Below are 14,008 nucleotides of genomic sequence, written 5' to 3' on the forward strand. Positions count from 1 at the left end.
ACGGGAGCGATACAAAGGAAAAACAGTAAATAAAGGCAAAAGAGCCGTAAAGCAGAGACAGTAAATTGGAATCTGCGGAAAATATGGAGTAAAGTACAGGAGGAGAGACATGGCAGAAAAACTTATTTTTGCGACATCCAACCAGGGAAAGCTGAGAGAAATCCGCCTGATTCTGGGAGATTTGGGAATGGAGGTTATTTCCATGGCTGAGGCCGGATTTCACGGCGATATTGAGGAGAACGGAAAGACGTTTGCGGAAAACGCAGCTATCAAGGCCAGAGCAGTGTGGGAGAAAACAGGAGGGCTGGTTCTGGCGGATGATTCGGGCCTCGTCATTGATTATCTGGGCGGGGAGCCGGGCGTCTATTCTGCCAGGTATATGGCAGATGCCTCCTATTCGGAGAAAAACCGTGTTTTGATTGAGCGCCTTGCGGGGGCAAAGGAGGAGGAGAGAAGCGCGCGCTTTGCCTGCGCCATCGCAGCTGTGCTGCCGGACGGCAGGGAGCTTCTCACAGAGGCGTACATGGAGGGAAGGATCGCCTATGAGCCTGCCGGCAGCGGCGGTTTTGGCTATGACCCGATTCTGTATCTGCCGGAATATCAGAAAACTTCCGCAGAGCTTGACATAGAAGAAAAAAACAAGATCAGCCACAGGGGAAAGGCCCTGGAGCTGATAAAGGAAAAACTGAAAGAGGCACTTGGGGGAATGGAGAAATGAAAATTTTAATTGTGAGCGATACACACCGCCGCAACGGAAATCTACAGGAGGTGATAGAACAGACAGCTCCGTTTGATATGCTGATTCATCTGGGGGACGGCGAGGGCAGTGAAGAACTGATTACATCCTGGTGCTTGGAGCAGAACCAGAACTGTGAGGTGCACATGGTTCTCGGGAACAACGACTTTTTTTCCTGCCTTGACAGGGAAAAGGAGATTTCCATAGGGCCGTATCGGGCATTTCTCACACACGGCCATTTCTACAGTGTGTCGGTCGGGCCGGAGCGTCTGGAGGAAGAAGCGCGCTCCAGAGGCGTAGATATCGCCATGTTTGGACACACCCACAAGCCTTTTCTGGAAGACAGGAACGGCATCACGGTTCTGAACCCGGGCAGCTTGTCCTTCCCCCGCCAGGAGGGAAGAAGGCCCAGCTACATGATTATGGAAGTGGACGGCTCGGGAAAGGCTTCTTTCCAGATTTGTTTTCTGTAGAACATGCGTAAAGAAAGTAAAAAAAGGAAAAAAGAAGATCTGCCAGGCAGAGAAGCAAACAGGAGGGGGGAGCGCAGCGCACAGCTCTCCTCTTTTAATTTGATAGAGGAGAAAAAATTGAAGAAAAAAGTCTCCTGACGGGCACGGGAGGATGAGAACAGGAAAAAGAATAATTTATGAAAACAGTCATGTATAACATGAAAAAAGGAGCTATATTGAAAATTGACTCTACAATTTTCAGATAAAACTGGTAAAATATGGGTTAAAATTAGACGCAAAAACCTGCAAAAAATGTTGACATTAGGGTTGCCATAGTATATAATAATCCTTGCTTGAAACGAAGCGGTTCAGAAAAAACTTCTGAAAGAAAGCTTCCATAAAAAAGCATCCATATCGGATGACGGGGTGTGGCTCAGTTTGGCTAGAGCGCCTGGTTTGGGACCAGGAAGTCGCAGGTTCGAATCCTGTCACCCCGATGGATATGCGGGTGTAGTTCAATGGTAGAACACCAGCCTTCCAAGCTGGATACGTGGGTTCGATTCCCATCACCCGCTCTGTGCAGAAGCGAAAGCAGATGCACAAAAGCAGTTGGCGGTTCGTCAGCGGCAGGAAAAAGTGAAAATGTCAACTGGTTTGGCAGTCTACACAATTAAAAATATGAGTCTGTAGCTCAGCTGGATAGAGCAACGGCCTTCTAAGCCGTGGGTCGGGGGTTCGAATCCCTTCAGGCTCGTCGAATCCGAAAGGATTGACTCCCTTCGGATTCATTTTATGGTGGGTATAGCGCAGTTGGTTAGCGCGCCAGATTGTGGCTCTGGAGGCCTAGGGTTCGAATCCCTATACCCACCTTCCCTGAACAGGGTTTTGTTGGGCTATCGCCAAGCGGTAAGGCACAGGACTTTGACTCCTGCATCACGTTGGTTCGAATCCAACTAGCCCAGTTTACAGCTATGGGGTATTAGCTCAGTCGGTAGAGCACTTGACTTTTAATCAAGTTGTCCGGGGTTCGAATCCCCGATGCCTCATCCTTGAAAGTAAGCGGAAAACCTTTAAAAAAGGTTTTCCGCTATTTTTGTATCACGGTGAAAGAAGGGCAGATATGAAGAAACCTCTTATTATCAATATTCAGAAGTTTTCCGTCCACGACGGAGACGGAATCAGGACAACTGTATTTTTCAAGGGCTGTCCCCTTTCCTGCAGGTGGTGCCACAATGCGGAGAGCAGATCCTGGAACCGGGAGCTGATGTTCTTTTCCGAGCGGTGCTCCGGCTGCGGAAGATGCGCTGCGGTCTGTCCGGAGAAGGGGATTGCAGTAAAAGTACAGGAAGGCGGAATGCAGAAAATCGCTGTCACAGACAGAGCTCTCTGCACGGCCTGCGGAAGCTGTACCGACTTCTGTATCTCCAATGCGAGGAGCATCGTCGGGGAGGAGATGGAGGCGGAGGAGCTGGTGAGAATCCTCAGGCAGGACCGCCAGTTTTACGAGGATTCCGGCGGCGGAGTCACTCTGTCAGGCGGGGAGGCTATGGCTCAGGATATGGACTATATGGAGAACCTTCTTGTGAGGCTGCAGTCCGAGGGAATCCCTGTCAATATGGATACCTGCGGGGAGGCTCCCTTCGAGAGGTTTGAGCGGGTGCTTCCCTATATCCATACCTTCCTGTACGATATTAAGGCTGTGACGCCTGAGCTCCACCGGGAATACACAGGCGTTTCCAACGAGAGAATCCTGGAAAATCTCAAGAACCTGACCCTTGCCGGAGCCAGAGTCCATATAAGAGTTCCCGTCATTCCCGAAGTCAACGGAGACGATGAGGAGATGGGAAAAATCATCCGTTTCGTAAAGGAATATGCAAAGCCCGTTAAGATCAGCCTGCTGCCCTACCACAACACAGGAAAAGACAAGGCTGTGCGGGTTGGAGCCGAGAGCATGGAATTTTCCGTTCCCACGGGAGAGCGGATGGAGGAGCTGAAGGCCCTCTGGCTGCAGGCGGGCTTTCGGGAGGGAGAGGTACAGAACGGCGGATAGGCCGTAAGGGACAGTCCGGAAGGATGCTTTATTAAAGGAAAAACACTGCACACAGAATTATCCTGAAAAGGCTTTTTATATAAAGAAAGAATCGATCATACACAGTGGAGGAGGAGCAGAATGGAAGAGAGAGGAATGAATGAGCGGATCAGAATGCTCAGAAGACAGAGCGAGAACACGGAGCCGAGAATCTGCCTGGAGCGGGCGGTGCTGGAAACAGAGGCCTATAAAAAGTATGAGGGCTCCGTCTCTGTGCCGGAGATGAGAGCTTTGGCTTTTCTGCATTTTATGGAGAACCGGAAGCTGTGCATCAGCGACGGGGAGCTGATCGTAGGGGAGAAGGGGGACGGCCCTCAGTCTGCGCCCACCTTCCCGGAGCTGTGCTGCCACACCGTGGAGGACATGAGGATCATGAACGACAGGGAGCTGATTTCCTTTCAGGTGACGGAAAGGGATCTGAAAATCCAGGAGGAGGAGATTATTCCCTTCTGGGAGAAGCGTTCCATCCGACACAGGATTCTCTCGTCTATGTCCGAGGAGTGGAAGGCATGCTACAGCGCAGGAATTTTCACAGAATTTATGGAGCAGAGAGGGCCGGGACATACGGTTGGCTCGGAAAAAATCTATCAGAAAGGCTTTTTGGATTATAAGAAGGACATTCAGGATGCCCTGGATGCTCTGGACTATGCCGGCGATCTGCAGGCACTGAAAAAGCGGGAGCAGTTGACTGCCATGAGTATCTGCTGTGACGCGATTATGACTCTGGGGAGAAGGTATGCGGCTCTTGCCAGAGAGATGGCAAAGCAGGAGAGGAATGAAATAAGGAGGCAGGAGCTTCTTCAGATCGCTGAAAACTGCGATGTAGTTCCGGCTCACAGGCCAGAGACCTACTGGCAGGCGATCCAGATGTACTGGTTTGTCCACCTGGGAGTGACCACAGAACTGAACCCGTGGGACGCCTACAGCCCGGGGCGCCTTGACCAGCATCTGTATCCGTTCTACAGAAAGGATGTAAAAGAGGGAATCCTGGATGACGAGAAAGCCAAGGAGCTTCTGGAATGCCTCTGGGTAAAATTCAACAACCAGCCGGCGCCTCCCAAGGTGGGCGTGACTCTGAAGGAGAGCGGAACCTACACCGACTTTGCCAACATCAACACAGGGGGAATCACGCCGGAGGGCGAGGATGGGGTAAACCCGGTCAGCTATCTGATTCTGGACTGTATGGATGAGATGCGTCTGCTTCAGCCCAGCTCCAATGTGCAGATCAGCCGGAAGACCCCTCAGAAATTTCTGAAAAGGGCCTGTGAGATTTCCAGGAAGGGATGGGGCCAGCCAGCCTTTTACAATACGGAGGAGATTATCCAGGAGCTGTTAAATGCGGGAAAATCCATCGATGACGCCAGGCGGGGAGGCACCAGCGGCTGTGTGGAAACAGGAGCCTTCGGAAATGAGGCCTATATCCTGACCGGCTATTTCAATCTCCCGAAGGTGCTTGAGATTACCCTGAACAATGGCTGGGATCCGGTTGCGAAAAAACAGCTGGGCCTGAAGCTGGGAAATGCGGAGGATTTCCGCTCCTACGAGGAGCTGTTTGAGGCATACAAAAAGCAGATGGAGTATTTTATTGACATAAAGGTGAAGGGATCCAACGTGATCGAGGCCATCTATGCCAACTACATGCCGGCTCCCTTCCTGTCCATCATCACAAACGACTGCATTAAAAAGGGAATGGACTACAACGCCGGAGGAGCCCGCTATAACACCAATTACCTGCAGGGAGTGGGGATCGGAACCATCACCGATTCTCTGGCAGCGATCCGGTACCATGTGTTTGAGAAAAAGGACATCGGTATGGGAGAGCTGATGGAGGCGCTCCACCGCAATTTCGAAGGCTTCGAGGTGATCCGCCACCTGCTCACAGACCGCTCGCCCAAGTATGGAAATGACGATGACTATGCAGACGAAATTATGAAGGAAGTGTTCAGAAGCTACCGGGAAGCCGTAACCGGAAGGCCCAACAGCAGGGGAGGCCAGTGGAGGATCAATATGCTTCCCACCACCTGCCATGTCTATTTCGGGGAGGTGATGGAGGCTGCGCCAAACGGAAGGCTGGCTGGGAAACCGCTGTCAGAGGGAATTTCACCGAGCCAGGGAGCAGATGTCCACGGGCCGACGGCCGTGATCCGCTCAGCGTCCAAGATGGATCAGATCAGCACAGGGGGAACTCTGCTGAACCAGAAATTCACCCCGTCCAATGTGGCCGGGGAGAAGGGGCTCGACAACATGGCAAGCCTGGTGCGCACCTATTTCAACCTGGACGGCCACCACATTCAGTTCAATGTCATTGACCGCCAGACGCTTCTGGAGGCTCAGAAGCATCCGGAAGACTACAGGGATCTCATTGTCCGGGTTGCCGGCTACAGTGACCATTTCCGGAATCTCAGCAGGGCTCTTCAGGACGAGATCATCGCGAGGACGGAGCAGAGCTTTAATTAGAGAATGTGCTGTCAATTTCCTGTGAAATCTGTTACAATAGAGTTCGTTTCCTTTAATACGCCGTATTTTCTGCTGAATAGAGGGGAGAATACGGAAAATTTCACAGGAGGATAGGAGTATGGAACAGTTTTTTAAACTCAAGGAGCATGGAACGGATGTCAAGACAGAAGTGATTGCCGGAGTGACCACCTTTATGACAATGGCCTACATTCTGGCAGTGAATCCGTCCATGCTGGGCCCGGAAGGTGCCGGGATGGATTCAGGGGCAGTATTTACTGCGACGGCTCTGGCTTCAGCCCTTGCCTCATTTTTGATGGCGCTGTTTGCCAATCTGCCCTTTGTGCTGTCTGCCGGTATGGGACTGAATGCCTATTTTGCCTATACGGTCTGCGGAAGCATGGGGTATAGCTGGGAGGTTGCCCTGACGGCTGTGTTTGCGGAGGGAATTATTTTTATCATCCTCTCCCTCACCAATGTCCGGGAGGCTCTCTTCAATGCGATTCCGGCCACCCTCAAGATCGCAGTGGCAGTGGGAATCGGCCTTTTCATCACGTTTATCGGCCTGCAGAATGCCCACATTGTGGTGGATTCTTCCACCCTTGTCACGGTCTTTTCTTTCCGCGGCTCTGTGGAGGCCGGAACCTTTCAGTCAGAGGGGATCACCGTTCTTCTGGCTTTAGTCGGAATTATCATTACGTCGGTGCTTCTCATAAAGAGAGTGAAGGGAAACATTCTGATCGGAATCCTCGCCACCTGGATTCTGGGAATGATCTGCCAGGCTGTGGGGCTCTACGTTCCGAATCCGGAGGCCGGATTCTACAGCCTTTTCCCAAGCGGAGTGTTCTCCATGCCGGCAAGTGTGGCCCCCACTTTCATGAAGCTGGACTTCTCCGTTGTGGGAACGCTGAACTTTGTGGTTGTTATGTTTGCATTCCTGTTCGTGGACATGTTTGACACCCTGGGGACTCTGATCGGCTGCGCATCCAAGGCAGACATGCTTGATAAGGATGGAAAACTGCCGCAAATCAAGGGAGCTCTGTTTGCGGATGCCGTCGGAACGACAGTGGGAGCTGTTCTGGGAACCTCCACCATCACAACATTTGTGGAATCCTCATCCGGCATTGCGGAGGGAGGAAGAACGGGACTGACCTCGATTGTAGCAGGTGGACTCTTTCTGATTGCCCTGTTCCTTTCACCGGTCTTTCTGGCGATCCCGTCCTTTGCCACAGCTCCGGCTCTTGTAGTGGTAGGATTCCTGATGATGCAGCAGGTGGTAAAGATTGAGTGGGAGAATCTGGTGGAGGCCATCCCGGCCTTTATTGCCATTTTTGCCATGCCGTTCATGTACTCCATCTCCGAGGGAATCGCCATGGGCGTTATCTCCTATGTGCTGATTCATCTTCTGGCAGGAAAAGCCAGGCAGAATACACCGCTGATGTATGTGCTGGCGCTTCTGTTTGTGCTGAAGTATATTTTCCTCTAAAATGGAGCTGCGGCGGCTGTCTCCTGAGGCAGAGAAAAAGCTTTGCTTTACTTTTCAGGGAAGGCTCTGGCTGAGGACCCGTCCGGATGACTGTCCGGCCGGGCTCTCCTCAGGGCAGAGCAGGTACAGGCAGGAAAAGCAGACAAATCCACGTTATGCTCAATCGTGCTGCTGATGAAATGAGAAAAAAGAGTTCTTTTTTTGCAAACAGTATCATATCATATTGCAGGGAGCAGCTGTGACAGACAGTGCAAACAAATTTGGTAAAAAGCATAAAAAATTTGAAAATTCTGCTTGAATAAATGCGAAAAAGTGGTATACTAGCACTATGCAGATATGGTTCATCGGTAGAACGCTAGCTTCCCAAGCTGGAAAGGCGGGTTCGACTCCCGTTATCTGCTCTTTTTATTTGCCCCTGTAAATACTGGATTTTTCCTTTATTTACAGGGGTTTTCGCTTGTTTTAAGCGTAACCATATTGCGGTATTCCGCACATATTTTTCGGTGTTTTTGCAACACGAATGCAACACGGATTCAGGGTGTGCAGCCATCTGCCTTCCCGTTCTCTCACCTGTGCCTCTCAGTACCGGTTCTTGTTTTTTAAGATTCATGTGAAAATTCTTTCTTTTCTCCACAGATTGTCGTAAAATAGAAAAAATTAAAAATACTCTGAAAGGAGCCATAGTATGACAAAAGAAGAACTTACTCTGGAAATCATTGACCGGTTAAAGAAGGAATATCCGGATGCGGACTGCACACTGGACTACAATGACGCCTGGAAGCTCTTGGTCAGCGTCCGTCTGGCAGCCCAGTGCACAGATGCCAGAGTGAATGTGGTGGTAAAGGATTTATATGAGAAATTTCCGGATGTGAACGCCCTTGCAGAGGCGCCGGTGGAGGAAATTGAGGCGATTGTGAGGCCCTGCGGCCTGGGGCACAGCAAGGCAAAGGATATCAGCGCCTGCATGAAAATGCTCAGGGATCAATTTGACGGCAGGGTTCCCGACAGCTTTGACGCCCTGCTGTCTCTGCCCGGCGTGGGGAGAAAAAGCGCGAACCTGATTATGGGAGATGTGTTCGGGAAGCCGGCGATAGTCACCGATACCCATTGTATCCGGCTGGTGAACCGCATGGGACTTGTGGACGGAATCAAGGAGCCTAAAAAGGTGGAGATGGCGCTCTGGAAGCTGGTTCCGCCTCAGGAGGGAAGCGATTTCTGCCACCGCCTTGTCTACCACGGGAGGGACATATGCACAGCGAGAACGAAGCCCCACTGCGACAGGTGCTGTCTGGCAGATATATGTGCCAAGAACGGCGTATAGGGAAAACGGGCAGTGCTGACAGAGGACGGCACGCTGAGGATAGAACTGGTGCCTTTCATTTAAAGCAGGAACAGCTCCCCTCCTGTGAAACTTTGCCAGCGAAGACTTTTCAGATCAAACTGCAAATTTTTTGAAGTTATCAGCTCACATGGCTCGTTTCAAAAAATAGAAGGCTTATGACTGCCCTGAGAGACAGGGCAGAGGGCAGCTTTCTTAAGAACAGGAAAACCAGAAGGAACAGAATCATTTGAAGGAGCAGAATCAGCTGGAGGGGCAGGAAGCAGAAATGAGGTATAAAAGTCAGATGGAAAAAATAAAGAAAAAGGGCCGTGCGGACAGCAGGGATAAATCAGAAAAGGACAGAGGCACAGAAATGAAACCCGGCACAGAGAAAGCCATGTTTGCAGAAGAAAAAAGTGAGGAGGAGATGGAGCAGGAGCTGGAGACGCTCCTGAATCAGCCCCAGGAGCAAAAAAAGAAGAGGCGCTCTTCTCTGGCAGCTGTAAAAAATATCAGGAACTGGTCTCCGAAAACGAAAAAGTGCGGTGCGGCAGTTCTGGCCGTGGCAGCGGCAGTTCTCGTGCTCCGGGCTTTGGCAGGAGGAAAAAGCAGCGCGCCGGCGGTGGCGTCTATGCCGCTTGAGAGGGGAGATGTGGTTTCTACCCTGTCTCTGACAGGGCCGATTTCCGGTACAGACAGCGCAGATGTGGTTTCCAATCTCCACGCCGAGGTTCTGGAAATCCGGGTAAAGGAGGGCGATCGCGTGGAGAAAGGCCAGGTTCTGGCTGTTCTGGACCGCACAGATGCCCAGAAGGAAGTGGATATTGCCCAGAATTCCTATGAGCTGGCTGTCAGCGAGTACAATGAAAATATCCGCGACACGAGAAACGGATATGAGAAGGCGGTGCAGGACTACAACACAGCCAAGCTGAATTACGACAGAAACAAGGTGCTGTTTGAGTCAGGCGCTGTCTCCTCGGCTGAGTTTGAGGCTGTAAGCAATGGGCTGAATGATGCCAGGAGAGAGATGGAGAGCTATACGGTGGAAAACGGCCAGGCAGTGCCGGATAAGTCCTATGAGCTGAAGGTACAGTCTGCCCAGTTTGAGCTGGATCAGAAGAAGAAGGATCTGGAGGAGACAGAGGTGGAAAGTCCCATAGCCGGAACCGTGGTGCGTGTTAATTCCAAGGTGGGACAGTTTGCAGACAAGCCGGAGGATGAAAAGCCCATGTTCATTGTGGAAAACCTCGATCAGCTTGAGATGGAGCTCCAGGTCAGCGAGTATTCGGTGGGAGATATTTCTGTAGGACTTCCGGTAGAAATCACAGCTGATATTCTGGACGGAAGGACGGTGAAGGGAACGGTTTCCTCCATCTCCCCCACAGGAGAGGAGAAGGTGGGAAGCGGGTCCACGGAACGTGTAGTTCCCACTACTGTGACCATTGATGATCCGAAGAGCGGACTGATTGCCGGGATCACAGCCAGGGCCACGGTGGTGACGGAGAGGGCTGAAGATGTATTTAAAATTCCCTCCTCTGCGATTCTTACGGAGGAGGATGGAGGAAAACAGATTGCAGTTTTGAAGGAGGGGACGAACCTGGTTCATCTTATCCCTGTGACCACTGGAGTTGAGAGCGATCTGGAAACGGAGATTGCTGCAGCTGCAGGGGAGGAGCTGACAGAGGGAATGACCGTGCTTCTGTCCCCTGAGGGACTTTCCGAGGGAATGGAAGTGGTGCCGGTATGATAAGAGCAAAAAAGAGCTGTGAGGAAAAGAAAAAAAGAGAAAATACGGCGGGACAGCTCTGTCCTGGAAGCAGGGGATTTAAGCTCAGCCAGAAAGCAGAGAGAGCGGCCCGGAAAGCCGGGACGCTGTTTGCAGCCGGGAGAAAAAACGGACGGACAGCCGGGACAGGGACAGATGAGCTGATCAAAGTTGTAAATCTGTGCAAGATATACGATACAGGAGCTATGAAGGTTGTGGGCCTCAGAAATATAAACCTGACCATAAAAAGAGGCGAGTTTGTCGCTATCATGGGACAGTCAGGTTCGGGCAAATCTACCTTTATGAATATCCTGGGCTGTCTGGACCGGCCTCTGATCGGCCATTACTACCTGGACGGCATTGATATCAACGCCATGGATGACAGGATGCTCTCCCGGATCAGAAATCAGAAGATAGGCTTCGTATTCCAGTCTTTCAACCTGATTTCCAGAACCACGGCCAGAGAGAATGTGGAGCTTCCCATGACCTACGCCCATGTACCCAAGCATGAGAGAAGGGAGAGGGCTATACGGCTGCTGGAACGTGTGGGGCTGGGGGCAAGGACGGAGCACATGCCAAATGAGATGTCCGGCGGCCAGCGCCAGCGGGTGGCGATTGCCAGAGCCCTTGCCAATGATCCGCCTCTGATTCTGGCGGATGAGCCCACCGGAAACCTGGATACGGCGGCTTCTCTGGAGATTATGGAGCTCTTTTCAGAGCTTCACAGGGAGGGGGCTACGGTGGTTGTCGTCACCCATGAGGAGGATATAGCAGCCTTCACGGAACGCATTATCCGCTTCCGGGACGGGCGGATCATAAGCGACGAGAGGAGAGGAAGGACCGGCCGGGAGGATACGCCGAAGGAGGTGGAGGAATGTTAATTGAAAATATGAAGATGGCTTTCTCTGCCCTGCGGGCCAACAAGCTGCGCTCTTTTCTTACGATGCTGGGCATCATTATAGGAATCGGCTCCGTTATCTCCATCGTTTCCATCGGAGACACCATGAGAGAGCTGTTTTCCAGCCTGTACAGAGATGTGGGAGTGACGCAGGCCTATGTGTCCATCGGCTACTGGGTGGATGATGTGAGGGAGAGCGACTATTTTACCATGGATGATCTGGAGAAAATTAAGAATGTATTTGGGGACCAGATTGCCTATATTGACAGCTCCATGAGTACCTCGGCCGAGGCCGTCTCAGGGGCGGACAAGATGGAGTTTGACTATGAGGGAATTGACTGCAATTACATCGATGTCCAGCCGGTAGATATTTTATATGGAAGATATCTGAACGAAGCTGACGTTAAGGGGAGAAAGGAAAACGCAGTGATTGACGTTGATACGGCCAGAAATTTCTTCCACACAGACAATGCGGTGGGAAGGCAGTTTCGGACTGTACTGTTCGGGGAGGTAAAGGAGTTTACGGTGGTGGGAGTCTATGAGAAGGAGATGAGCCCCTTCCAGAAGCTGATGATGGGGGTGAGCGAGGAGAGAGGGGCGGCTTTTATCCCGTGGACGCTTCTGACCTGGCCCAATGACCGGTTTTACGGCTGCCGTCTGTATGCGGATGAGTCCATGACATCCCAGGAACTGACCCGGTTTTACGACAATCTGGCCTTCTATGTGGCAAAGCTTAAGAACAGGGAGCCGGAGGACTGGCTGGTGCAGACTGCCATGGAGGAGATGGGTCAGGTGGATTCTCTCATGTCAGGGCTGTCGGCGGCAGTGGGAGGAATCGCTGCGATCTCCCTGTTAGTGGGGGGAATCGGCATTATGAATATCATGCTGGTGTCAGTGACGGAGCGCACCAGGGAAATCGGAATCAGGAAGGCTCTGGGAGCCAGAACCCGGGATATTATGGTACAGTTTCTCACGGAATCTGCGATCCTGTCAGCCTGCGGAGGGATGATCGGGATTCTGATTGGCTCCGGTCTTGTCATGGCTGCCGGAGCAGCTCTGGGAGTTCAGGCGGTGGTAAAACCGACGGTGGTGATTCTGGCCGTCTCGTTTTCTGCAGTGGTCGGAATTTTCTTCGGCCTCTACCCGGCCAGAAAGGCGGCGCTGGCCAACCCCATCGACGCACTCCGCTATGAATAGGGACCCGGAGAACGGCTAAAATTTATAGAAGAGGCGGCAGGCGAAAGAAGATGAAAGAAGATTCTGGCCTGCCGCTTTTTGCAGGCTGCATGAGACCCGCCACCCCAGACTTTTTTATGTGGGACGAATGAAAGGAAATTTACGAATTTATGAAAATTTTTATAGCCACTCGATATTTACAAAATTGTATGATATAATAAAGCGATATAATTAATTACAGCAGGGAGTGGGTATATGCTCAATGAAGAGAAAATCAGACTTATGACAAATATGGCCATGTTTGAAAAAAAGAACGGAAAGGCCATGAACTCCGGCAAAAACTATTTCAAGAGCGATTATATCAGCCGCAATATGATACGCGGTTTTTTCAGCTACACCATAAGCTGCGCGGCAATTCTCTGCATCTGGCTGATCTACAGCATGGAAGAGTTTTTGAGCACTCTCTCCTTTGAGGGGATGCTTGGTCTTATCAGAGGCTTCGTGATTTACTATGTCATTGGGCTGGCCCTGTATATGGGGCTGGTGTATGCCGTTTATTCGAGGCGCTACGACTACGCGTCGAAGAATATCAGGCTTTACACGGCAAAACTGAAACATCTTGACAAGCGGTACGACTATCAGAACCGCTCGAGAACTCTGGCAAAGGAGGACAGGAGGGAATGATGGGACTGCTTGTATTCAAGGAGCGCCTCAGGATATTTTATGCGAAGAACAGCCAGATTGTGATTCCGATCCTGAAATTTATCGTTGCGTTTACCGCTTTCTATCTGATAGGAAAGAACACCGGATTCGTGGAAAAGCTGAGTTCTCCCCTTGTGGCGGTGGTAATGGGGCTTGTGGGAGCGGCTGTACCATATGGGGTGACGGCATTTCTGGCCGGAGGCTTCCTCATGGCCCAGCTTTTTTCCATCTCCCTTGAGGTGGCGGTGATCACGCTGATTTTCCTGATGGTCGTGGTGCTCTTATACTATGGCTTTCAGCCGGGGGACAGCGTGCTGCTGCTGGTGACGCCGATTATGTTTTTCCTGAAGATCCCGTTTGCGGTTCCCCTTCTGGTGGGACTGGGAGGAAACATGCTTTCGGTTATTCCGGTATGCTGCGGAACATTTATCTACTACGTGATCCTTTACGTAAAGCAGAATGCCAGCGTTCTGGCCGGCAGTGCTCAGACAGAGCTTACACAGCTTGTGATACAGCTTGTAAAGAGTATTGTCACCAATCAGGCCATGCTGGTGATGATGGCTGCACTGGCACTCTGCATCCTGATCGTGCATATTATAAAGAGCATGTCAGTGAATTACGCATGGGGGATCGCAATCGCGGCCGGTATAATTGCCCAGCTTCTGGTAATCTTTATCGGGGACTTCCGGTTCAATGTATCAGTGTCCATACTGGAGATTACAGTCGGCATGGCTGTATCTGCTCTGATCGCAGTGGTCTATCACTTCTTTGTCTTTGCGGTGGATTACACGCGGACGGAGTATGTACAGTTTGAGGACGATGATTACTACTACTATGTAAAAGCTGTGCCGAAAATCGCAGTTTCCAAGCCGGATGTGAAGGTACAGAGAATCAACACAAGAAGAACCCCAAAGCGCAGGGATTGATGA

Annotated in this window: 11 protein-coding genes and 7 tRNA genes; all 18 read left to right on the top strand. The window is 51.3% G+C overall.

Translation table 11 applies throughout. From position 1 onward, the window contains the following. Nucleotides 1-109 precede the first annotated feature (109 nt). The 18 genes from rdgB (at nucleotide 110) to LK436_RS06930 (ending at nucleotide 14,005) form a co-directional block, all read left to right on the top strand. On the top strand, nucleotides 110-718 hold the full coding sequence (gene rdgB / locus LK436_RS06845; RefSeq protein WP_008397470.1) for an RdgB/HAM1 family non-canonical purine NTP pyrophosphatase: 609 nt from the start codon (nucleotides 110-112) through the stop codon (nucleotides 716-718). Then, entirely contained in the window at nucleotides 715-1,209 is a 495-nt protein-coding gene (locus LK436_RS06850) for a metallophosphoesterase family protein (protein WP_008397469.1), read from the top strand. Before rdgB ends, LK436_RS06850 begins: the two co-directional genes overlap by 4 nt. A 401-nt stretch (nucleotides 1,210-1,610) precedes the next feature. Further along, nucleotides 1,611-1,685, top strand: a tRNA-Pro gene (locus tag LK436_RS06855). Between the two features lie 7 nt (nucleotides 1,686-1,692). Beyond that, nucleotides 1,693-1,763, top strand: a tRNA-Gly gene (locus LK436_RS06860). 105 nt (nucleotides 1,764-1,868) lie between these two features. Beyond that, a tRNA-Arg gene (locus tag LK436_RS06865) sits at nucleotides 1,869-1,942 on the top strand. Between the two features lie 41 nt (nucleotides 1,943-1,983). Beyond that, nucleotides 1,984-2,057 (top strand) — tRNA-His (locus tag LK436_RS06870). Nucleotides 2,058-2,077: 20 nt separating this feature from the next. Next, nucleotides 2,078-2,150, top strand: a tRNA-Gln gene (locus LK436_RS06875). 11 nt (nucleotides 2,151-2,161) lie between these two features. After that, nucleotides 2,162-2,234: transfer RNA gene (locus LK436_RS06880), tRNA-Lys, on the top strand. Nucleotides 2,235-2,308: 74 nt separating this feature from the next. Then, a complete protein-coding gene (locus LK436_RS06885) occupies nucleotides 2,309-3,238 on the top strand; it encodes a glycyl-radical enzyme activating protein (protein ID WP_008397466.1) in 930 nt (309 codons plus the stop codon). Between the two features lie 120 nt (nucleotides 3,239-3,358). Next, nucleotides 3,359-5,734 carry a trans-4-hydroxy-L-proline dehydratase gene (gene hypD / locus LK436_RS06890; RefSeq protein ID WP_008397464.1) on the top strand — a complete coding sequence of 792 codons (2,376 nt, stop codon included), beginning with the start codon at nucleotides 3,359-3,361 and terminating at the stop codon, nucleotides 5,732-5,734. Nucleotides 5,735-5,852: 118 nt separating this feature from the next. Beyond that, on the top strand, nucleotides 5,853-7,217 hold the full coding sequence (locus LK436_RS06895) for an NCS2 family permease (protein WP_008397462.1): 1,365 nt from the start codon (nucleotides 5,853-5,855) through the stop codon (nucleotides 7,215-7,217). 330 nt (nucleotides 7,218-7,547) lie between these two features. Continuing rightward, nucleotides 7,548-7,618, top strand: a tRNA-Gly gene (locus LK436_RS06900). A gap of 284 nt (nucleotides 7,619-7,902) precedes the next feature. Further along, nucleotides 7,903-8,538, top strand: a complete 636-nt coding sequence (locus tag LK436_RS06905; RefSeq protein WP_008397458.1) for an endonuclease III domain-containing protein — start codon at nucleotides 7,903-7,905, stop codon at nucleotides 8,536-8,538. A gap of 286 nt (nucleotides 8,539-8,824) precedes the next feature. Next, entirely contained in the window at nucleotides 8,825-10,285 is a 1,461-nt protein-coding gene (locus LK436_RS06910; protein ID WP_227910183.1) for an efflux RND transporter periplasmic adaptor subunit, read from the top strand. Continuing rightward, nucleotides 10,282-11,184, top strand: a complete 903-nt coding sequence (locus tag LK436_RS06915) for an ABC transporter ATP-binding protein (protein WP_008397455.1) — start codon at nucleotides 10,282-10,284, stop codon at nucleotides 11,182-11,184. Before LK436_RS06910 ends, LK436_RS06915 begins: the two co-directional genes overlap by 4 nt. Continuing rightward, nucleotides 11,178-12,398, top strand: a complete 1,221-nt coding sequence (locus LK436_RS06920) for an ABC transporter permease (protein WP_008397454.1) — start codon at nucleotides 11,178-11,180, stop codon at nucleotides 12,396-12,398. The genes LK436_RS06915 and LK436_RS06920 overlap by 7 nt, the downstream gene beginning before the upstream one ends. Before the next feature lie 234 nt (nucleotides 12,399-12,632). Further along, on the top strand, nucleotides 12,633-13,061 hold the full coding sequence (locus LK436_RS06925) for a hypothetical protein (RefSeq protein ID WP_008397453.1): 429 nt from the start codon (nucleotides 12,633-12,635) through the stop codon (nucleotides 13,059-13,061). Beyond that, complete coding sequence (locus LK436_RS06930) at nucleotides 13,058-14,005, top strand: hypothetical protein (RefSeq protein ID WP_008397452.1); 948 nt, start codon at nucleotides 13,058-13,060, stop codon at nucleotides 14,003-14,005. The genes LK436_RS06925 and LK436_RS06930 overlap by 4 nt, the downstream gene beginning before the upstream one ends. Nucleotides 14,006-14,008 lie beyond the last annotated feature (3 nt).

This window comes from Clostridium sp. M62/1, from assembly GCF_020736365.1.
In the GTDB taxonomy this organism is placed as follows: domain Bacteria; phylum Bacillota; class Clostridia; order Lachnospirales; family Lachnospiraceae; genus Otoolea; species Otoolea saccharolyticum_A.